The 20,011-nt window shown below is 66.2% G+C and carries 17 protein-coding genes; 11 read left to right on the top strand and 6 right to left on the bottom strand.

Annotated elements, in window-relative coordinates; translation table 11 throughout:
- Positions 1-68: 68 nt before the first annotated feature.
- The 3 genes from OJA40_RS02500 to OJA40_RS02490 all read left to right on the top strand — a co-directional run bounded on the left by OJA40_RS02500 (position 69) and on the right by OJA40_RS02490 (position 3,765).
- On the top strand, positions 69-1,631 hold the full coding sequence (locus tag OJA40_RS02500) for an asparagine--tRNA ligase (protein ID WP_263809884.1): 1,563 nt from the start codon (positions 69-71) through the stop codon (positions 1,629-1,631).
- Between the two features lie 1,049 nt (positions 1,632-2,680).
- Positions 2,681-2,926, top strand: a complete 246-nt coding sequence (locus tag OJA40_RS02495) for a hypothetical protein (protein WP_208427140.1) — start codon at positions 2,681-2,683, stop codon at positions 2,924-2,926.
- Between the two features lie 89 nt (positions 2,927-3,015).
- A complete protein-coding gene (locus tag OJA40_RS02490; RefSeq protein ID WP_208427141.1) occupies positions 3,016-3,765 on the top strand; it encodes an SIMPL domain-containing protein in 750 nt (249 codons plus the stop codon).
- On the opposite strand, the gene OJA40_RS02485 is transcribed toward OJA40_RS02490, so the two are convergent.
- Complete coding sequence (locus OJA40_RS02485) at positions 3,746-4,600, bottom strand: alpha/beta hydrolase (RefSeq protein WP_208427142.1); 855 nt, start codon at positions 4,598-4,600, stop codon at positions 3,746-3,748. The genes OJA40_RS02490 and OJA40_RS02485 overlap by 20 nt on opposite strands.
- Positions 4,601-4,814: 214 nt before the next feature.
- On the opposite strand from OJA40_RS02485, the gene OJA40_RS02480 reads away from it, so the two are divergent.
- The 5 genes from OJA40_RS02480 (at position 4,815) to OJA40_RS02460 (ending at position 11,031) form a co-directional block, all read left to right on the top strand.
- Complete coding sequence (locus tag OJA40_RS02480) at positions 4,815-5,078, top strand: hypothetical protein (RefSeq protein ID WP_208427143.1); 264 nt, start codon at positions 4,815-4,817, stop codon at positions 5,076-5,078.
- 152 nt (positions 5,079-5,230) lie between these two features.
- On the top strand, positions 5,231-7,195 hold the full coding sequence (gene secD / locus OJA40_RS02475) for a protein translocase subunit SecD (RefSeq protein ID WP_208427144.1): 1,965 nt from the start codon (positions 5,231-5,233) through the stop codon (positions 7,193-7,195).
- Positions 7,196-7,255: 60 nt separating this feature from the next.
- Positions 7,256-8,167 carry a protein translocase subunit SecF gene (gene secF, locus OJA40_RS02470; RefSeq protein WP_208427145.1) on the top strand — a complete coding sequence of 304 codons (912 nt, stop codon included), beginning with the start codon at positions 7,256-7,258 and terminating at the stop codon, positions 8,165-8,167.
- 53 nt (positions 8,168-8,220) lie between these two features.
- Complete coding sequence (locus OJA40_RS02465) at positions 8,221-9,540, top strand: adenylosuccinate synthase (RefSeq protein WP_013062255.1); 1,320 nt, start codon at positions 8,221-8,223, stop codon at positions 9,538-9,540.
- Positions 9,541-9,630: 90 nt separating this feature from the next.
- Positions 9,631-11,031 (top strand): sensor histidine kinase, encoded by a 1,401-nt coding sequence (locus OJA40_RS02460; protein WP_208427146.1) that lies wholly within the window; start codon positions 9,631-9,633, stop codon positions 11,029-11,031.
- 3 nt (positions 11,032-11,034) lie between these two features.
- Here the strand turns inward: OJA40_RS02460 and OJA40_RS02455 are convergent, their stop codons facing one another.
- The 3 genes from OJA40_RS02455 to OJA40_RS02445 all read right to left on the bottom strand — a co-directional run bounded on the left by OJA40_RS02455 (position 11,035) and on the right by OJA40_RS02445 (position 13,205).
- Positions 11,035-11,364 carry a hypothetical protein gene (locus OJA40_RS02455; RefSeq protein ID WP_263809883.1) on the bottom strand — a complete coding sequence of 110 codons (330 nt, stop codon included), beginning with the start codon at positions 11,362-11,364 and terminating at the stop codon, positions 11,035-11,037.
- A gap of 68 nt (positions 11,365-11,432) precedes the next feature.
- The gene (locus tag OJA40_RS02450) at positions 11,433-12,305 is read right to left on the bottom strand and encodes a hypothetical protein (RefSeq protein ID WP_263809882.1); all 873 of its coding nucleotides are present in this window, start codon (positions 12,303-12,305) and stop codon (positions 11,433-11,435) included.
- A 45-nt stretch (positions 12,306-12,350) separates the two neighbouring features.
- Positions 12,351-13,205, bottom strand: coding sequence for an SAM hydrolase/SAM-dependent halogenase family protein (locus tag OJA40_RS02445; RefSeq protein WP_263809881.1), 855 nt, complete (start codon positions 13,203-13,205; stop codon positions 12,351-12,353).
- 348 nt (positions 13,206-13,553) lie between these two features.
- On the opposite strand from OJA40_RS02445, the gene OJA40_RS02440 reads away from it, so the two are divergent.
- Both OJA40_RS02440 and OJA40_RS02435 read left to right on the top strand, forming a co-directional pair.
- A complete protein-coding gene (locus tag OJA40_RS02440; RefSeq protein WP_263809880.1) occupies positions 13,554-14,054 on the top strand; it encodes a GbsR/MarR family transcriptional regulator in 501 nt (166 codons plus the stop codon).
- Between the two features lie 20 nt (positions 14,055-14,074).
- Positions 14,075-14,443: a YraN family protein gene (locus OJA40_RS02435; protein ID WP_208425265.1), complete on the top strand. Its 369-nt coding sequence runs from the start codon at positions 14,075-14,077 to the stop codon at positions 14,441-14,443.
- Positions 14,444-14,452: 9 nt separating this feature from the next.
- On the opposite strand, the gene OJA40_RS02430 is transcribed toward OJA40_RS02435, so the two are convergent.
- Positions 14,453-15,511 (bottom strand): carboxypeptidase-like regulatory domain-containing protein, encoded by a 1,059-nt coding sequence (locus tag OJA40_RS02430; protein WP_263809879.1) that lies wholly within the window; start codon positions 15,509-15,511, stop codon positions 14,453-14,455.
- Positions 15,512-15,680: 169 nt separating this feature from the next.
- Positions 15,681-17,660, bottom strand: coding sequence for an AMP-binding protein (locus tag OJA40_RS02425; protein ID WP_263791185.1), 1,980 nt, complete (start codon positions 17,658-17,660; stop codon positions 15,681-15,683).
- A gap of 287 nt (positions 17,661-17,947) precedes the next feature.
- Between OJA40_RS02425 and ftsH the strand changes: the two genes are divergently transcribed.
- On the top strand, positions 17,948-19,999 hold the full coding sequence (ftsH, locus tag OJA40_RS02420; RefSeq protein WP_208425268.1) for an ATP-dependent zinc metalloprotease FtsH: 2,052 nt from the start codon (positions 17,948-17,950) through the stop codon (positions 19,997-19,999).
- The last annotated feature ends 12 nt before the right edge of the window (positions 20,000-20,011 follow it).

Here is a 20,011-nt window from a genome sequence, read left to right as displayed (position 1 = left end):
ACGGTGCGCACGTCCGCACGGCACCCTGTTTCGTCCGTCACTCGTTCTCACCCAGTCCCCTTCGACGCATGTCCGACGCCGACTCCTCCGCCCCGATGCTCAGTCCCAACCGCGAGGACGGGACCATCGAGGACTTTACCCGCATCGAGGACCTCGCCGATCACGTCGATGAGACGGTCACCCTGAAGGGCTGGCTCCACAACCAGCGCGGCTCCGGGGGCATCAAGTTTTTGATCCTGCGCGACGGCTCCGGCTTCGTGCAGTGCGTGGTGCCGCAGGACGCGGTGGACGCGGACAGCTGGGCCGTGGCCGATGACGTGCGGCAGGAGGCCGCGCTCGAGATTACCGGCTCGGTGAGTGCGGACGAGCGGGCACCAGGGGGGTATGAGCTACAGGTCGACGCCATCGAGCGGATCGGGGAGTCGGGCGACTATCCCGTCACGCCGAAGGAGCACGGCATCGACTTTCTGATGGAGCACCGCCACCTCTGGCTCCGGAGCGAGAGCCAGTGGGCGGTCATGCGCATCCGCAACCGCATCGAGACGGCCATCCACGAGTTCTTCCAGGAGCGGGGCTTTCTCCAGACCGACGCGCCCATCCTGACGGGGAACGCCGTGGAGGGGACGTCTACGCTGTTTGACCTGGACTACTTCGACGACGAGAGTGCCTACCTCACCCAGAGTGGGCAGCTGCACGGGGAGGCGATGGCGATGGCCTACGGCAAGGTCTACACGTTCGGCCCCACGTTCCGCGCCGAAAAGTCGGCCACCCGGCGCCACCTTACCGAGTTCTGGATGATCGAGCCGGAGATGGCGTTCTACGACCTAAAGATGAACGCCCAGCTCGCGGAGGACTTCGTGGCCCACATCGTCCAGGCCGTCCTGGAGGACTGCGAGGAGGAGCTGGAGGCGCTGGAGCGCGACACGAGTGTTCTCGAACAGGTGGAGACGCCGTTCCCCCGCATCAGCTACGACGAGGCGGTGGAGCTGCTCCGCAGCGACGAGACGGCCGACATGATTGACGAGCGCATCGAGGCCCTGAACGAAGAGAAGGCCGAACTCCTGGAGGAAAAAGAGGAGAACCAGACACGCCGCGGGCAGGCGAAGAAGCACGTGAAGCGCAAGATCGACGCCCGCGAGATCGAGATCAACAAGCGCGTCGACGAAATCGAGGAGGCGCTCCGCAACCTGCCGGACTGGAAGGAGTCGGCCCAGACGTTCGAGTGGGGCTCCGACTTCGGCGGCGACGACGAGACGGTGCTCACCTGGCACTTCGACCGCCCGGTGATCGTCCACCGCTTCCCTGCCGAGATCAAGGCGTTTTACATGAAGCGGGACCCGGACGATGACCGCCTGGCGATGGGGATCGACGTGCTCGCGCCGGAGGGCTACGGCGAGATCATCGGCGGCGGCGAGCGGGCGACCGATCTCGACTTTCTAAAGGAACAGATCGAGGCGCACGACCTGCCGGAGGAGGTCTTCGACTGGTACCTGGACCTGCGCACCTTCGGCTCGGTCCCCCACAGCGGCTTCGGCCTGGGACTGGAGCGGACCGTCTCCTGGATCACCGGCCGCGACCACGTCCGCGAAACGATTCCCTTCCCGCGCACGATCGCGCGGCTGCACCCATAGAGGAACGGCGATGTGGTGTGTTACTTAGGAGCAAAACGGAGCGGCCAAGGAAGCGCATTGACTCCGCAACACCTCCGTTCCGTACAATGCGCTCCGCACACCACGCTGCCCTCGCTGCCGCGGGGCTCGCGCTCGTTTTTCTCGGGGTCGGCAGTCTGCGCCCGGCGTCGGCCCAGGTGGCACAGACCGCTTACCGCTTCCAGACGATTCAGCCTCACCCCCAGATACACGCGCTGGGCAATGCTACAGTGGCTGCCCGCGGCTACCCTGGTGCGATAGGCATCAACCCGGCGGCCATCGGGACGGACGGGGCCGTACGGATCGGCAGCACCCTCAATCTGAGTAGAGGCCCGCTGTATAGCTCGCCCTGGAACGTGTCCCCGCTTATCAACTCGATTGCTGCCCCCTCAGCGACGGTGAAAGTAGGCCGCTGGGCCGCTGGGCTCCAACTCAAACACTTCGACTGGAAGGATCGAGAATTCCAAAATTCTCAGGGAGAGACCATAGGAACCACTGCCCACCAGCAGTCGATCAAGGGGGCGACCGCGTATGAGGTGAACCCGAAGGTGACTGTCGGTGCGGGCATAAACCTCATCCGTAGCCGTCTCCCGTTTCGCTTCGGACGCGATATCCAACATCATTTCACCTTCGACTTGGGTGTGCAGTACCAGACTCAGGTTGAGAAAGACCTCGCAACACTTCGCCCGGCGCTTGGACTATCCCTGACGGATTTTGGGGGAAATGTCTCCTACGAGAATCGGTCCGGCGACCTGGCGGCTCCCACGATGATCCGGGGTGGGGGTGCCCTTCAGATTGTCTCCCGATCCAAGCAGTTTGGGCGTCCCGAGTGGCGGATCGGACTCTATGGGGCGCTTTCAAATCAGCTGGTGAATGGAGCGTTCAGAGACAGCACTGGACATTTCGAGGCCGATGGGCCTTTCAAAGCGCTGTTTACGGGGTGGGGCTCTACGGCTGGTGTTTCGCAGTCTCGGGGAGAGCGGGCGGAGGTGAGTCCGTGGGGGCGAATCACGAAGCACGCCGGACTGGAGATGAGCGCTCTGGACCTTCTGTCCATCCGACTCGGCCGCTTTCATGAGAATGAGGACAACGGGAGCCGGCAGTACACGGCCCTCGGGCTTGGGCTCGACGCGTACTACGTCTCGCTCGATGCATCGTGGACGCTCGGAGACGAGGACCCCTTCCAGCAGTTCTCCTACGGCCGCCTCACCGTCCGCATTCCCCTCTCCGACAGCTCCCGCAACTTCTGGCCGGCGCTGCTCGGAAATGACCGGTGACCTCGCAGCAACGCATACGAATCGACGCAGGGCCACCGTTCGTCGAGCCACGGATCCCTCGGATCATTTCTCAACTTTCCCCGGCGCCCATGTCCCGACGCTCCCAAGGCCTGTCGCTCGCCGCCCTCTCGCTTCTGCTTGCAGTCGTCGCCGTCGTGCCCGCCGCCGCGCAAGATGACAATCGGTCGACGGTGTCCGTGAGCGGGGAGGGGACCGTCACGGCCCCGCCCGACCAGGCCGTCGTCCGGTTCGGGGTGGCCACGCGCGCCGAGACCGCCGGGGAGGCGCGGACCCAGAACGCGAGGGCGGCCAAGACCGCAATGAATGCGGTGCGCGGTCTGGACGTCCCCGAGGAAAAAATGCGGATGGAGCGCCTGCGCCTCCAGCCCCGGTACGAATACAACGACGAGGAAAACCGGCGCGAGCTCGTGGGATACGAGGCCACCCGCCAGGTGATCGTCGAGCTGGGCCGGCTGGAGGTGGTGCCGCAGCTCGTGGCCGATGTCGTGGAGGGCGGGGCGAACGAGCTCGACGGCATCGACTATCGGCTCAGCGATCGATCGCAGCTGCGCAACGACGCCTTGAGGAAGGCCGCGCAGGCAGCCAGTGAGAAGGCCCGTCTCCTGGCCGCGACGCTCGACGCGCAGCTCGGCTCCGTACGGACCATCAACGAACAGAGCTTCGACTTCGTGCGCCCCCAGCCGCGGCTGGCGCGCACGGAGATGGCCAAGGCCGGCGACGCCGCACAGGCGGAGCCGGACGCCTACGCCGCCGGAGAAATCGAGGTGTCGGCCCAGGTGCAGGTGACGTTTGATCTCCTCACCGGGCCGGATCGGTAGGCAAGCGCTCCGCGAGCCAGGTGCTCACGTCACCAAGGACGCGTTCCCGCTCCGGTTCGTTGAAGGTCTCGTGGTAGAGGCCGTCGTAGAGCTTGAGCGTCTTGTCGGCGGCGGCGGCCCGCTCGTGGAGGTGCCGGCTTCCGGCGGGGGAGACCAGGGGATCCGCCGTGCCGTGGAACACCAGAAACGGGATCGTCAGCTCGTGGAGGCGTTTCTGGGCCTCGGTGCCGGCCCGCAGGAGCTCGGCGCCGGTGCGGGCGAGGGTGCGCCCGTGGTAGTTGAGCGGGTCGTTCATGGCGTCCTCTATGACCGCCGGATCCCGAGAGATGGATCCCTGCGGAGAACGCACGGTCGGCAGGGTAGGGGCAAAGCGGCCCAGGACTTGGGATATGCGACGGAGAAGAGGGGCAAGGTCGGGGTTGACCTCGAGGGCCGGGGCGCTGAGCAGGAGGCCGCGGACCTCGGGACGGCGGTTCAGGACATAGAGCACCGTGACGAGCCCGCCCATGCTGTGGCCGAAGAGAAACACCGGCTTGTCCTTTGGGGGGGCGACGTGGAGCCGAAACGCATCGAGGTCTGCGAGGTACTGCTCGAAGTGATCCACGTAGGCCCGCCGTCCGTCCGAGCGCCCGTGGCCCCGCTGGTCGTAGGCGTGGACGGCGGCCCCCTGCTCCGCGAGGGCGGTCGCGACGTGGGCGTACCGCCCACAGTGCTCGGCGTAGCCGTGCACCAGAAGGACGTGTGCGTCGGGGGCCGCACTCGGCGTCCATCGTCGCGTCGCGAGCGAGAGGCCGTCGTGGGTGCGGAACGTGCCCGTTTCGACGGAAGGAGGCATGGGGGGGCGAGGGGGCGGAAAAGAGAGCCGGATGGGGATGCTCCATAAAGGGACAGGCCCGGCGGAGAAGCAACAAAAAAGCGGGATTCCGGCGGGTGAAACCCCCAACAATTTGGAGTTGAGAAGAAGGCGGGGCCGCCGCCGGGGAAACAATTACGTCGACCCTGTTATTTCTGGTAACCGTCGACTCTAAACTGGACGGCGAGCCCTCTTCATGCGTCTCCTCCTTTTGTTCTGGACCTGCCCGGCGCTCGTTGCGCTGCCGTTCCGGAGGCTCGTCCGCCTCGTCCAGCAGTTCTCACAGTGGGCGGTGTCCAAGGGCCGCAGTGTGCGACGAGAGCAGCGGCCCATCTGGGACACGCTCCGTCCCCAGTCTCGGATCCTCAAAGACCCACCGGCGGAACGGGCCGTTCTCCTTCCCCTTCAGGCACGGCGATTGGCCCGCGTGCTGGTTGCGTCCCGCCCACTGGGCCCGTAGGGTCGTTCCTCCGTCTCTCGTCCCGTGGGCCCGCCGCGACGGGACGTCGTGGGAGAGGCCCGTGTCGGCCCTTCCCGTGGACCGTTGCAACGGCTTGGCGAACGGGCCCGTCTCTGAATTTGGTTCTACCTTGAATTGAACGAGTGTCTTCTATGCAGGGGAACGGCTTTAAAGTTGGACTTACGATCTTCTTCGTCGGGCTGTGCGGGTTCTACCTCTTTCCCTCGGTGCAGAACCTGTACGTCAGCTACAAAATGAACAACATGCCCGAGGAGGAGCGGGTGGAATACCGGGAGGACAACCGCCAGTGGCTTGAGCAGGTCGACGCAAGCTCCCTCAACCTGGGGCTTGACCTGCAGGGCGGCATGCACGTGACGCTGGAGGTGGAAATCGGAAATCTCCTCGACCAGCTGGCGGTCAACAAGGACGAGGCCTTCCAACAGACCCTCCAGGCGGCGGAGCAGCGCGCGGAGCAAGAGAATGTGTCGGTCGTGGAGGCGTTCGTCGAAGAGTTTGAGGCCGAAAACCCGGACGGTCGCCTCTCCCGGTACTTCCGCAACCAGGGCGAGGACATCACGCGACGCTCCTCGAACGACGAGGTGCAGGAGTACCTCCAGGGCCAGGCGGACACGGCCGTTCAGAATGGCATTCAGGTCGTCCGCAACCGCGTCAACCAGTACGGGGTGACGGAGCCGTCCATCCAGCGGCAGGGCGACGAGCGGATTGTGGTGGAGCTACCAGGGGTGAGTGACCGGGAGCGCGTCCGCGACCTGCTGGAGAGCGCGTCGCAGCTCACTTTTCACCTGATGGCGAACCCCCAACAGCTGGGGGAGTCCGTACAGCGCATGATTGAGTACTACGAGCCGACCGCGGAGGACTCCGCCCGCATTGCGGAGGCCCAGGCCGCCGACACGGCCGCGATGGAGGCCTCGACCGACACGTCCGAAGTGACGGAGGGCACCGAGCTCGCGGCGTCGTCGGGACAGGAGGCGTCCGGCGGCCAGCAGCAGGGAACGGCCCTCACGGAGCCTGGGGAGGGCATGCAGGCCGGGCCCCAGAATTCGCTTCTGGCCGCGATGCAGCCGATGCCGGGCCAGGAGCAGCCGATCATCGGGCGGGCCTTCGCGACCGACACGTCGCGGGTGAACGAGCTTCTTCAGGACCCGTCGGTTCAGAACATGCTGCCCCCGGGGATCGAGCCGATGTGGACGGCCAGTCCCGTGTTGACCACCGAGGACGGGCGGGAGGCATTTCACCTGCTGGCCGTCCGGGCGGAGCCGGAGCTCACCGGCGAGGTGGTGACGGAGGCGTCGGTCCAGTTCGACCGGCAGACAAACGAGCCGAAGGTCTCCATCACGATGAACTCGGACGGCGCGCGGCGCTGGGACCGAATTACCGCGGCGAACATCGGAAACCGGGTGTCGATCGTTCTCGACGACATCGTCTACTCGAGCCCGAACATCCAGAGCCGAATTTCTGGGGGGCGGACCGAGATTACGGGGCTTGAGTCGCGGCAGGAGGCCCAGGACATCGTCACGGTCCTGCAGTCCGGGCGGCTCCAGACGGACCTGAACATCATTTCGGAGCGGACGGTGGGGCCGAGCCTCGGGGAGGAGTCGACGCGGGCCGGCTTCATCTCCGTCGTGGCTGGATTTCTGCTGGTCGTGCTCTTTATGATCATGTACTACCGCACGGCCGGGGTCGTGGCCGACATTGCGCTGCTGCTGAACCTGATTCTCATCATGGGCATCCTCGCCGGGTTCGGCGCCACCCTGACCCTGCCCGGCATCGCCGGGATCGTCCTCACGATTGGTATGGCCGTGGACGCCAACGTGCTGGTCTACGACCGGGTGCGCGAGGAGCAGGCCACTGGCAAAACCCTCCGTGCCGCGATCAATGCCGGCTACGAGCAGTCCCTGAGCGCCATCCTCGACGCCAACATCACGACCTTCTTCGTCGGCGTCATTCTGTACTCCTTCGGCGTCGGCCCAATTAAGGGCTTTGCCGTCACGCTCATGGCGGGCATTCTCGCCTCGCTCTTCACGGCCATCATCGTCACCCGCCTCCTCTTCGACTACATGGTCGAGGACCGCCGAATGCAGGTGAGCTACGGGTAGGGCGCCGCCCTCCCCCCAGGCTGTCATCACGACGGGATTTTTCTTCAACGACGGATTACCATGCGTCTTTTCGAAAACGCCGACTACAGTCTCATCCCGAACCGCCGTATCGGCTACATCATCTCGGGGACGCTGCTTGCGATCAGCATCCTTTCGTTGCTCACGAAGGGGCTCGCCCTGGGCATCGACTTCCGCGGGGGGATGGAGTTCGTCGTGGGCAACACGACGGACCTGAACACCGTCGACGTCCGGTCCGCCCTCACCGAATCGTTTGAGGAGGAGCCGGAGGTGAAGCGGTTTGGGGACGTCGGCCACCTGGTCCGCATCTCGAAGAAGGGAGACATCACGACGATGGAGAATCAGGTGGTGTCGGCGCTCAATGCGCAGTTCTCGGGGCGCAACATTGCGATCGAGAGCACCAACGTGGTGGGGCCGCGCTTCGCGGAGGACTTGAAGCGGGGGGCCATCTACGCCGTGCTGGGGGCCCTGCTCGTCGTGTTCCTCTACATCATGGTGCGCTTTGAGTGGCGCTACAGCCTTGGGGCCGTGGCGGCCCTGGTGCACGACGTGACGATTACGCTCGGCATCTTCTCGGTCCTGGCCGGCATCGCGCCGTTTTCCGTCCAGATCGACCAGTCCCTCATCGCCGCGTTCCTCACGATCGTGGGATACTCGCTGAACGACACGGTCGTGGTCTTCGACCGCGTGCGGGAGTACGTCAATCTGTTCAAGACCGAGGCCTTCGACGAGATCGTCAACCGGTCGATCAACGCGACGCTGAGCCGAACCGTCGTGACCTCGGTGACGACCCTCATCGTGGTCACGATTCTGTTTGTCTTCGGGGGCGAGGTGCTGCGGGGCTTCTCGTTTGCGCTCATCGTCGGGGTCGTGATCGGAACGTACTCGTCGATCTTTGTCGCCTCCCCCACGATTGTGGAACTGAACCGTCGTCTCGAAAAGAGTGCGGCCTAAGGGGCGGCGCGGACGACGACACCGACCTGCTTGTTGAATCAATACCGTGTGCCATGCCAGTCTCTATCGTAATTGGAAGCCAGTGGGGCGATGAGGGGAAGGGGAAAATTGTAGACCTCCTCAGCCCGGACGTCGACATCGTGGCCCGTTACCAGGGCGGCGCCAACGCCGGGCACACCATCGTGTGGGACGAGGAGGGGGAGACCGAAGAGTTCGTTCTCCACCTCGTGCCGAGCGGGATCTTTCACGAAGGGGTCACCTGCGTCATCGGGAACGGGGTGGTGCTGGACCCGAAGGCCATTCTGGAAGAGATCGAGAAGATCGAGTCCCTGGGCATCGACGTGGAGGGGCGGCTGAAGATCTCCCACAACGCCCACCTCATCATGCCGTACCACAAGGCGATCGAGGCGGCACAGGAGGAGGATCGGGCCTCCGCGTCCGACGACGACGAAATCGGGACCACGGGACGCGGCATCGGGCCCGCGTACACCGACAAGTTCGCCCGCACCGGCATCCGGGTGGTGGACCTGCTTGACGAGGACGTGCTGCGCCGGAAGCTCCGCCGCTCCATCGAGGAGAAGAACGCCATTCTCCGGGATGTCTACGACGCGGAGGCGCTGGACGTCGACCGCATCGTGGAGGAGTACGTCGAGTTCGATCAGAAAATTGACGACTACGTCACCGACACCTCGGCGTACCTCTCGCGTGCCCTCGACGACGGGGCCCGCGTGCTGGCCGAGGGCGCGCAGGGGTCGCTCCTTGACGTCGACTTTGGCAGCTATCCGTACGTGACCTCCAGTCACCCCACGGCCGGCGGATGCTGCACCGGGCTCGGCGTCTCGCCCACCGAGATCGATCGCGTCCTGGGCATCGCGAAGGCGTACTGCACGCGCGTCGGCAACGGGCCCTTCCCCACGGAGCTCGACGGCGAGGTTGGGCAGGCGCTGCGGGAGAAGGGCGGTGAATTTGGGGCCACGACGGGCCGCCCCCGTCGGTGCGGCTGGCTTGACCTGGTGGCCCTGCGCTACACCTGCATGGTGAACGGCTTCAATGAGCTGGCCCTGACCAAGCTCGACATCCTCTCCGGGATCGACGAGCTGAAGGTGTGCACGGAGTACCGGTACGACGGCAAGACGACCCGGCGCTTCCCGAGTGAGCCGCAGAATCTCACCCGCGTGGAGCCGCAGTACGAAACCCTGCCCGGGTGGGAGGCCGACATTTCGGAGGTCCGCCACGTCGACGACCTGCCCCGGGCGGCCCAAGACTACCTCGCCTTCATCGAGAACTACCTCGACGTAGAGATCGGACTGGTCTCGAACGGGCCGCGCCGCAGCCAGATCATCACGGACGTGCAGCCGATGGCCGCGGCCTGAGCCGGAGGGCGGGGCGCACGTGTCGTAGGAGGCTCGGTTCGTACGCCTGTTCCTCGTGGTGGCCCCACATGTGTACAACCCCGCGGTGCCATGGACGCCTATCGGTGGTCGGTCCAGCTCAAGCTCGGCCTCATCGTCTTTGCCGTCGGCATAGCCCTGGCGTCGCTCTGGTACACCCAGCGGCTCGTCGATCGGTTGCAGGAGCGTGAGCAGGCGGTCATCCAGCTCTGGGCCGACGCGCTAGAGCAGGTCGTGCAGACCCAGCAGGCGTCGAACCCGCATCGGGAGGAGTTCCGCCGGCTCGACTCGCTTCTGCAGGCCCTGGAGGCCCGCCCCGCCGGCGACACCCTCTCCGCCGAACGGGTGGCCGCCCTGCAGGAGGCGGTCGACTGGGCCCAGGCCATGCCGCCCACACGGGAGTTTAACTTCATCCTAAACGAAATCCTGCAGCCGGATCAGTTCGAGGTGCCGGCCATCATCACCGACTCGACGCGCCGCCGGCCGCTGAGCTGGCAGAACGTGGGGGTGCCGGACACCGCTGCGGTGCCCGCCATGGGGGACGCCGCGGGGGTTCGGGAACGGCTCCGAGACGAGCTGGACAACATGCGGTCGGCCTTTGAGCCGATCCCGGTGCGGATCGATGTGTCCGAGACGCCGGGGCAGGAACCCGGCGCGTCGTCGGACCGGCTCACCCAGTACGTGTTTTACGACGAGTCGGCCCTCATTACGGAGCTCCGCGTGTTTCCGTGGGTGCAGCTGGTGTTCGTCGGGCTGTTCGTGATGGTGGGCTACTTCGGGTTCTCCTACATCCGCCGCAGCGAGCAGAGCAGCCTCTGGATGGGAATGGCCCGGGAGGCGGCCCACCAGCTCGGGACGCCCCTGTCGAGCCTCATGGGCTGGATTCAGATGCTGCGCACGCCCGACCTGGCGGAGGACAAGCGCGAGCGGGCCCTGACGGAGATCGAGAACGACGTGGAGCGGCTGCAGCGCGTGGCGGATCGGTTCTCGGACATCGGTTCACAGCCGAAGCTGGAGCGCTGTAACTTGGTGCCAATCATTGAGCAGACGGCCCGCTACCTCCGCCGGCGCATCCCGCAGCAGGGCCAGTCCATTGCCCTGGCCGCGGACCTGCCCGAGCGGCTCCACGCCGAGGCCAACGAGGAGCTGTTCGCGTGGGTGCTCGAGAACCTTCTCAAAAACGCCCTTGACGCGATCGAGGACGAGGAGGGGCGCATCACGGTGACGGCCTGGAAGGAAGAGGGGCAGGTCTTCATCGAGGTCGAGGACACCGGGCGCGGGATCGAGGGGCAGCAGTGGAATAACATTTTCCGGCCGGGCTACAGCACCAAGAAGCGCGGCTGGGGACTCGGCCTGAGCCTTGCCCGTCGCGTGATCGAGAGCTACCACGGCGGACGCCTCGAGCTCGTGTCGTCGACGGTCGGGGAGGGGGCGACCTTCCGCATCGAGATTCCGGCGGCGAGGGCGGAATAGGCCCTACGGCTGCACGCGCGCCCGGAGTGTGCCGGGGGAAAGAGAGGGGGAGACGACAACAAAGATGTTGGCCCGGTTGCGCCACAAGAGGCCGGGCCCGGCGGCCTGCCCGTTGGCGACGAGCTGGTTGCGCTGGGCCAGTTGAGATCGAACCTGCGTGTTCAGGGTGGCGGTGTCGTCGAGTCGGTCGATGAGGGCGTAGCTGTACACAAACGCCGCGATGCGGGCCCCCTCGTCGCCGGTGTATAGCACGACGGGGATCTCGGTATTGCCGGCCGCCTGGAGCCGCCCGACGCCCCGCAGCTGTGCGCCCTCGATGGACGGCAGCCGCACCCGGCGGCCCCACGTCGAGTCCAGATAGGCCTCCGCCTCGGCCGGCTGTGCGGTCGCGCGTTCGGTCGTTACGGCCCCGGCCTGCTCGGCGGAGAAGGCCGTAAGGGTGGGGGGCTTGGGGCGGAGGTCGACGACGAGGACCCGGTCAGGTACGACACCCCGAGCCCGCCCCCCAAGACGAGGCCCCCCAGCAGCAGGACGAACAGCAGAGTGCGGGGCTTCGGTCGTGATGGAAGCCGGTCGAGCAGGCCGCCCGACGTGTCGCCCGACGCAGATCCCTCGGGATCCTTCTCGTCCTCCGCGTCCGTGCCCGCCGTGGGGGGCGACGACGGCCGGACGGCCCGGAGGCGGGCGCGGAGCGAGCTGGGCACCGGGGCAAATCGATCCCGGAGCACGTCGCGCAGCACCCCGTGGAGCTCCGTGTCGGAGAGGGTCTCGTCGATCAGGTCGGCCTCGGGGGCCGACAGCACCGCCCGAAGTTTCTCCCGCAACAGTGCGGAGGGGGAGGATGGAAGGGGGGCTTCGAAGAGGTCGGCAAGCCGGGCAGGTTGGGGGGGCTCAGACAGTCGGGACGCGCTGAGGGCGAGAACAAATCGCTCCGCGGTCGAGCAGGTTGCGAAAGCAACGGGCAGGGTGTTGCGGGCGAGGCGCTCCGCGGTATCGCGTCGAAGGGAGCCCGCATCAGGCGTGGAAGAGGCGTCGGGGGCTCCCGGGTCGCTTGGCGCTTGTCCCTGCTCCGGGGCCTCCCGGAGGAGCAGGGCGAGCCAGTCTTCCGGGGCCTCGGGGCGTTCGTTTGGGGGGGCATCGGCCACCCGTTCGTACACCTGGACGAGGAGGGAGGGGGCGGCCTCGTCGCCCACCAGTGTGCAGGCGAGCGGGTAGAGGGCATCCAGGTTCTTCAGGGGGGAGGGGGGGTCGGGCGACGTGGACGCGAGGGCCATGGGAAAGAGCACCTGGAGCGTTGAGGACGCGGCCGAGGACCAGGACTATTCGGGCGGCTCCTCGAAGACGATTTTTACGGAATCGCCCTTTCGTATGTCCAGCAGTTCGGCGCCGTTCCCCCCGTTGGCGGCGATCTCCAGGTAGCCCGTGCTTCCGAACAGCAGGAGCGGGTCGCCCTCGGGCACGGCCCCATACGTCGGGTGGAGGGCCTGCAGGGTGGTGTTGCCCGCGTAGGTTTTGAGGGGCGGAAAGGCGTCAAGGGGCGGGGTCGGACTCTCTAGGCCGGCGGCCTCGGCCATTGCCGGGCGCCGGATGTTCGTGATGCAGTTGCCGAAGTGATCCACGTGCACCACCCAGCCCTGCACCGTCTGGGCCCCGGTCGACGGCTGGGCCCACCGGAGCGGTTCGAGCGTGTCGATTGACGTGCCGAGGGCCTCCACGGACCGGCCGTCGGCGAGGTGGGCCGCGGCGGGGGCAAAAATGTCGCGGCCGTGAAACGTCGTGCTTGGCGAGTCGTCCCGCCAGAACGTCGGGTCGTCGAGCTCCACGATGGCGTCCGGCGACGCCTGGTCCAGCACGAGCGGAAAGACGCCGTTGTCGGGCCCCACAAACCACTGCCCCTCGGCGCGGAGGGCGACGGCGCGCCGCTCGGTGCCCACCCCTGGATCCACCACCACCAGGTGCACGGCGCCGTCCGGAAAGTAGGGGCGGGCCGACTGCAACACGAAGGCCGCCTCCATCACGTCCTGGGGGCTGATCTCGTGGGTTACGTCCACGAGTCGTGCGTCCGAACAGATGGAGAGCATCGTTCCCTTCATCGCCGGCACGTACGCATCCTCCGTGCCGAAGTCCGTCGTGAGGGTGACGATGGGGGGCGAAGAAGGGGCGGAAGTGGGCATGGACCTCGAAGGATGTGAAAAGAGGGCTCCGGGAAGGCGACGGCAGAGACAGTTTGCCCTAGCGATTGAATACGATTGAATATGAGCATACGAACCGCGGACCGCGATGTGTAGCCCCGTTCCGCCTGAGAGAAACAATTCGGAGGGATTTAGGAGTTGGGCCTACCGCCCCGGCGGGCTCCCTCCCAAGAGACCGGCCGCCTACAGCGCGAGTCCCCCATGCCATCCCCTGAGCCTTCCGGACTGGATCCCTTGAACCTTGACCGCGGCTCGCAGGCCCGGGTCGCGGTTGACCGGTTTGTCTCCCTGTGGGGGGAGATGGCATCGACGTGGGGGATCAACCGTACCATGGCGAGAATTCACGCGCTGCTCTACTGCGCAGAGCGGCCCCTCAGCACCGACGAGGTCATGGCGTGCCTGGACGTGAGCCGGGGCAACGCCAACATGAACCTCCGGTCGCTCGTCGACTGGACCCTTGTAGACAAAACGCATCGTTCCGGTTCGCGCAAAGACTACTACCGGGCAGAGACCGATGTGTGGCAGATCACCGCCCGCATCATCGAAGAACGTCAGCGCCGGGAGGTCCATCCCGTCCGGTCCCGCCTCGAAGAGTGTGCCAATCTGCTGGTCCAGGATGGCGCGTCGGGGGCGGACCATCCGGGGCCCGAACGGACCCTCCACCAGCGCCTTACCAGCCTCATCGACCTTCTGAAGGTGCTCGAAGGCGTCTCCGAGGCCCTGCTTCCGCTTGTCCGCAACAGAGACGTCGACCAGATCGAGCAGCTCCTCGCCGTGGCGCTCCGGCGGGGCGAGTCCGAGAGTACGCCCTCCTCTTCCGACCCATCCTGAGGGAACGTCTCCCTGCCGCCATGGCAACGACCAACGACATCGGGGACCGTGGGGAAGAGATCGCCGCCGCTCATCTCGACGAGGCGGGCTATGAGATTTTGGCCCGCAACTACCGCCACGGTCGCAATGAGGTGGACCTGGTGTGTCGAGGGACCGATGCGGAGGAGTATGTTTTTGTGGAGGTGAAGACCCGCAGCGGGACGGGATTTGGGGCGCCGGAAGCGTCGATCACCGCCAAGAAACGAGCGGCCCTACAACATGTGGCCCGAGGCTACCTTCACGAGCATGGGGCCGAGGGGGCTCCGGCCCGTTTCGACGTCGTGGCGGTCATGCTCACCGGCGGGGCCCCGGAGGTGCAACACTACGAAAATGCCTTCTGGGCCGGCTGAGGGGCCCGACTACCGCGGCGGTTCATACTCGCGGGGCAGGCGCTCGGCCATCCGGGCGGCAAAGGCAAAGTACTGGTAGAGGGTGGCCCCGTAGGGCTCTACAATTTCGCCGGACGGGTCGATGTGGAGGGGCCGCTCGTTGAGCTCGATCTGGGAGGTCTGGTGGTCCCGGGGGGTGCGTCGACGAAGGTCGGCCCACTCGAGGTACGCTTGCCGTTCCGGCATGCCGTGGTAGACCACTTCGAGCCGGTCGTGAGCGGTGAGGAGATAGGTGGAGTCGGGGCCGGCCTCCAGAATATTATCGCGCTCTGCGGGGAAGCGGTCGGCGCGTGCGGCGTGGCGGAAGGCGGAGGCCCGAGGCAGGCGGTAGAGGTCGAATTGCGCCTCGTCGAGCCGGTCGTCCAGGAGGGCACGGAGGAAGTGACGGAGGGACCCCCGGTAGGCCTCCAGCCGGTTCCGTCGCCACCGGGCGGCCTCCGCAGAGTCCGTCGGCGTGAGGGGGGCGAAGAGCGGCTCCCCGTCCCACCGCACCACGGATCCGCGCTCCTCGAATTCCTTCAGGAAGTAGGTGAGGCGGTAGCCCAGGGCCCGGTTTTCGATGACGACCGGCTTTTCGGCCCACGCCTCGAACCGCCCCCACCACTTGTCGTCGAAGCGGAGGACGTCGGGGTTCACGAGCGTGCAGTCCTCGGCCAGGTCCGAGCGCCCGATGAACAGGCTCTTGAAGTGGTCCAGGCGCTCGTACCACTCCTCGTCGCGTTCCGCGGAGACCGTAACCGGCGGCGAGTCGAGCACCTTGGGATCGAGGCGCACGGTCACCGTCAGGAGACGGTTGGGGGCGGGGCGAAGGGCAAGCGCACGCCGCTTATGTCCGACCCGCGATACGTAGAGCCGCTTCGAGCCCGGGCGGACCCCCTCCAGCCGAAACCACCCGCTCGAATCGGTCACGGTCCCGTGCATCGACTCCACCACAAAGACGTGGGTGCGGGGCAGCGGCGCGTTCGAGTCGGCGTCGAGCACGCGCCCCTCAATGACGCCGGTGGACTGCCCGGTCGCGGGGTCAGGCACACCCGCCACGACGAACAGAACCGCAACGAAACGCACCCACATGGCGTGTTTGGTTCATCGACGCTTAATACGTTTGCGCAAGTATATGGGAGAGAAAGGGGGGATGTTCGTCTCTGGACCCGGCGAGGCACCTCTGGACCCGGTGAGGCACTGAACGGGGGGAGGCGTTCTACCGCGCCTCCTGGATGGCGTCGACGGTGCTCGGGTCTTCCAGGCTCGACGTATCGCCGAGCTCGTCGCCGAGGTACGCCGCCCGGATGACGCGCCGCATGACCTTGGCGTTGCGCGTCTTGGGCAGGGCGTCGGCGAAAAGAATCTCGCGCGGTTTCAGGGGCTTGCCCATCTCGTCCACGACCCCCTGCATCAGCGCCTCGCGGAGGGCCGCGGTTTCGTCGTGGTTCGGCTCCAGCACCACGAACGCGACGATCTCGGAGCCCTTCACGTCGTGCGGCACGCCAATGGCCGCGCTCTCGGCGACTGCCTCGTGGGCGTTGAGGAGCGCCTCAATCTCCGCCGGGCCCAGGCGCTTGCCGGCCACGTTAATCGTGTCGTCCGAGCGGCCCAGGATGTACCAGAGCCCGTCCTCGTCCACGGCCGCGAAGTCGCCGTGCACCCACACGTCGTCGAGTCGGTCCCAGTAGGCGTCGTGGTAACGGTCGTCGTCGCCCCAGAAGCCGCGCGTCATGCCGATCCAGGGCGCCCGCAGGACGAGCTCGCCGACCTCCTCCCGAACCGGCGTGCCGTCCTCGTCCACCACGTCGGCGTCCATGCCGGGGACCGGGCCGGAGAACGCGGCGGGCTTGAGGGGCTCCAGGACGTTGCCACAGAGGATGCCGCCGGCGATCTCGGTGCCGCCGGAGTAGTTGAGAATCGGCTTCTCGCCGCCGAGGACCGTTTCGAAGCACCACGACCAGGATTCGGGGTCCCAGGGACTGCCGGTCGACCCGATGGCGCGCAGGCTGGACCGATCGGAGGCCTCCACAGGGGCGTCGCCGTGCGTCTTGAGGGCGCGGATGAGAGTGGGGGACACGCCGAGGTGCGTCACCTCGTGGTCGTCCACCAGTCGCCAGAGGCGGCCGGGGTCCGGGTGGTCCGGCGCCCCGTCGTACAGCACCATCGTTGCGCCGACGGTGAGCGTCCCGAAGACGAGCCACGGCCCCATCATCCAGCCCATGTCGCTCATCCAGTACATCGTCTCCCCGGGCTTCAGGTCCATCGGGTGGTACATGTCCTGTGCGCCCTTGATGGGGAAGCCGCAGTGGGTGTGGACGGTCCCCTTCGGCGGCCCGGTGGTCCCACTGGTGTAGATGACCATGACCGGGTCGTCGGCCCCGGTGCGGGCCGTGCGGGCCTCCGGGTCGTGCCCCGCTACGAAATCCGCCCAGAAGCGATCGCGCCCGGTCGTCATGGGCGTGTCGTCGCGCCCGAGATGCCGGTGAACAATGACGTGTTCGACCGTCGGGCACTGGGCGACCGCCTCGTCCGCGGTCTCTTTCATGTCGATGGGGCGCCCCCGGCGCGCAAAGCCGTCGGCGGTGAAGAGGGCGTCCGCCTCGGCCCCCTGGAGCCGGGTGACCAGCGCGCCGACCCCGTACCCACTGAAGAGGGGCAGCAACACCCCTCCGATTTTTGCGATCGCCAGGAACGCGATGACGATCTCCGGGGTCATGGGCATGAAGAGCCCAACCCGGTCGCCCCGTCCGAGCCCCAGGTCCCGCAGCGCGTTTGCACAGCGACAAACGCGCCGGTGGAGCGCGCCGTACGTCAGGGTTCGCGTGGCCCCGTCCTCTCCCTCCCAGCGCAGTGCCGCGCGGTCCTCCGCGGGCGTGCCCTGCCACTTGTCGAGCAGGTTGTGGACGATGTTCATGCTTCCGTTCACGCACCAGGCGGGTCGCTCGATGCCCTTCGAGAGATCGACGATCTGGTCGTACGGGTCGTAAAACTCGATGTCCAGGTCGTCGAGCACCGCCTCCCAGAACCAGGCCACGTCCGAGGCGGCCCGTGTGCGGAGGGCCGAGAGGTCCGCCAGGTCGTGCCGGTCCATGAACCGTCGCAGGTTCGAGTCGGCGACGACCTCCGGATCGGGGGTCCATACCACGTCTTGGCCGAATGGGAAAGAGTCAGGGGCGGGCGACATGTCGGTGGACATCAGGGGGGGACAACCAGTGAACAGAAAAGAGGCGGTGTGGAAGGGCTTACACAATAATCCATACCGAGGAATAGAAGCAACCGACATCTCCGGACCCATCGCCGAAACGTCTGTGTAACGTACATTCTTTGTATGAAAGAACATTCCCCACAGGCTCGTGGCGGGACACAATCCGTGTCCACGGGTGTATGAGGGTGTGCTTAGTGTTCTGGGTCTACCTCCGCGCTTCGGACACCGTCCTCGTGCCGGAGAGCCCTCGATGATCATTCCTAACTGACTGAGTCGACGTGGCTGACCAAACTTCTCAGAATGACAATCAGAACGGATCCGGGCTGCCCGGGGGAGGGTCCTCGGGAACCGGACGGGGCCGTCTCATCATCTGGGTCATCGCCGGGACGTTGCTTGCCCTGTGGGCGTACAGCTACTGGGGCATGGGGGCGTCGGGGGGCGAGCGCATTAGCTACAGCGAGTTCCGCACGCAGCTGCAGCAGGAGAACGTGGAGCGTGTGGAGGTGAAGGGCAACGCCATTAACGGCACGCTCAAGTCGCAAGCCACCCGGTCCGAGCAGGGCAATACGGTCGAGTATCAAAACTTTGTGACCTATCTCCCTTCGTTCGGGGACGAGCAGCTGATGGACCTGCTCGAATCGCAGGGCGTGAACGTGGTGACGAAGCCCGAGAGCAGCTTCCCTTGGGGACTGGTCATCATGGGGCTGTTGCCCGTCCTGCTTCTGTTCGGGGTGGGATACATCTTCCTCCGTCGCATGCAGTCGCAGGGCCAGGGGCTTTTCTCCGTCCGCCAGAGCAAGGCGGAGCTCTACGACAAGGACGAGGAGGACACCACGTTCGACGACGTGGCCGGGGCCGACAGCGCGAAGGAGGAGCTGCGCGAGATCATCAAGTTCCTGAAGAACCCGAAGCGGTTTGAGGGGCTGGGCGGCAAGGTGCCGAAGGGGGTCCTTCTGGTGGGCCCGCCGGGCACCGGCAAGACCCTGCTCGCCCGCGCCGTGGCGGGGGAGGCGAATGCCCCGTTCTTTAGCGTATCGGGATCCGACTTCATGGAGATGTTCGTGGGCGTAGGGGCCTCTCGGGTCCGGGACATGTTCAGCGAGGCCAAGGAGACGTCTCCGGCCATCATTTTCATCGACGAGCTCGACTCCATCGGCCGCAAGCGGGGGGCCGGCCTCGGCGGCGGCAACGACGAGCGGGAACAGACCCTGAACCAGCTGCTGTCGGAGCTCGACGGCTTCGAGGAGAACGAAGGCGTGATCGTAATGGCGGCGACCAACCGGCCCGACATCCTCGACTCGGCCCTCACGCGGCCCGGCCGCTTCGACCGTCAGATCACGGTGGACCTGCCCACGAAGCAGTCCCGCCACGAGATCCTGAAGATCCACGCACGGAATAAGCCGCTGAGCGACGACGTGGACCTGGACGAGATTGCACGGAGCACCCCCGGGTTCAGTGGGGCGGACCTCGAAAACCTCCTCAACGAGGCGGCCCTCCTGGCCGGCCGCTACGAGCACGAGGCCATTCAGTACAGCGACATCGAGGAGGCACGGGACAAGGTCATGATGGGCCTCAAGCGCGACGGCATGGTGCTGGACGACGAGGAGAAGCGGCTGCTGGCCTACCACGAGGCCGGCCACGCCATCGTCGGGGCGGTGCTTCCCAACGCCGACCCGGTGCACAAGGTGACCATCGTGCCCCGGGGGAAGGCCATGGGGGTGACCCAGCAACTGCCCGAGAAGGACAAGTACCTCTACCGGCTCGACTACATCCTGGACCGCCTGGCCGTCATCATGGGCGGGCGGGCGGCGGAGGAACTCATCTTCGACACCGCGACCAGCGGCGCCGAGAACGACCTCAAGCAGGTCCGCAAGATGGCACGAAAGATGGTCCTCGACTGGGGAATGGGCGATCAGTTCAAGCACATCTCCCTAGGGGAGGATCAAGGAAACGTGTTCCTCGGGGACGAGATTGCGAAGGGACGCGAGTACAGTGACGACACGGCCCGAGAGGTGGATGAGGAAATCCGCCGCATCTCGGAGGATGCCTTCCAGCGGGCCGTGGATACCCTGACCGAACACCGCGAGGCCTTCGACCAGCTGGCCGAGATGCTCATTGAGCGGGAAGAGGTCCCCGGCAAAGACGTGCTCAACCTGGTCAACGGCGACACCGACGAGATTGGCCACATGCCCACGACCAACGGCGCAGCCGCGTCTGAGGAGAATGGATCTGCCGACGACCACGAGCCGGACGAGGCTACGGTGATCGAAGAGGACGGAGAGTCAGGGGAGGGCCGGGCATCCGGGTCGGCCGACGCCTCCGGATCGTAGCCCCCGCCCGTC

The sequence above is a fragment of the Salinibacter pepae genome, from assembly GCF_947077775.1.
GTDB lineage: Bacteria > Bacteroidota > Rhodothermia > Rhodothermales > Salinibacteraceae > Salinibacter > Salinibacter pepae.
The sequence above is the reverse complement of the archived record's forward strand: the minus strand, read 5'-3'. Positions and strand labels throughout refer to the sequence as shown.

What these genes read in the sequence shown, in the direction of transcription:
- OJA40_RS02500 (WP_263809884.1), top strand. Translation starts at nt 69, where the DNA reads ATGTCCGACGCCGACTCCTCCGCCCCGATGCTCAGTCCCAACCGCGAG.
- OJA40_RS02495 (WP_208427140.1), top strand. Translation starts at nt 2,681, where the DNA reads ATGAGCGCTCTGGACCTTCTGTCCATCCGACTCGGCCGCTTTCATGAG.
- OJA40_RS02490 (WP_208427141.1), top strand. Translation starts at nt 3,016, where the DNA reads ATGTCCCGACGCTCCCAAGGCCTGTCGCTCGCCGCCCTCTCGCTTCTG.
- OJA40_RS02485 (WP_208427142.1), bottom strand. Translation starts at nt 4,600, where the DNA reads ATGCCTCCTTCCGTCGAAACGGGCACGTTCCGCACCCACGACGGCCTC.
- OJA40_RS02480 (WP_208427143.1), top strand. Translation starts at nt 4,815, where the DNA reads ATGCGTCTCCTCCTTTTGTTCTGGACCTGCCCGGCGCTCGTTGCGCTG.
- secD (WP_208427144.1), top strand. Translation starts at nt 5,231, where the DNA reads ATGCAGGGGAACGGCTTTAAAGTTGGACTTACGATCTTCTTCGTCGGG.
- secF (WP_208427145.1), top strand. Translation starts at nt 7,256, where the DNA reads ATGCGTCTTTTCGAAAACGCCGACTACAGTCTCATCCCGAACCGCCGT.
- OJA40_RS02465 (WP_013062255.1), top strand. Translation starts at nt 8,221, where the DNA reads ATGCCAGTCTCTATCGTAATTGGAAGCCAGTGGGGCGATGAGGGGAAG.
- OJA40_RS02460 (WP_208427146.1), top strand. Translation starts at nt 9,631, where the DNA reads ATGGACGCCTATCGGTGGTCGGTCCAGCTCAAGCTCGGCCTCATCGTC.
- OJA40_RS02450 (WP_263809882.1), bottom strand. Translation starts at nt 12,305, where the DNA reads ATGGCCCTCGCGTCCACGTCGCCCGACCCCCCCTCCCCCCTGAAGAAC.
- OJA40_RS02445 (WP_263809881.1), bottom strand. Translation starts at nt 13,205, where the DNA reads ATGCCCACTTCCGCCCCTTCTTCGCCCCCCATCGTCACCCTCACGACG.
- OJA40_RS02440 (WP_263809880.1), top strand. Translation starts at nt 13,554, where the DNA reads ATGGCGAGAATTCACGCGCTGCTCTACTGCGCAGAGCGGCCCCTCAGC.
- OJA40_RS02435 (WP_208425265.1), top strand. Translation starts at nt 14,075, where the DNA reads ATGGCAACGACCAACGACATCGGGGACCGTGGGGAAGAGATCGCCGCC.
- OJA40_RS02425 (WP_263791185.1), bottom strand. Translation starts at nt 17,660, where the DNA reads ATGTCCACCGACATGTCGCCCGCCCCTGACTCTTTCCCATTCGGCCAA.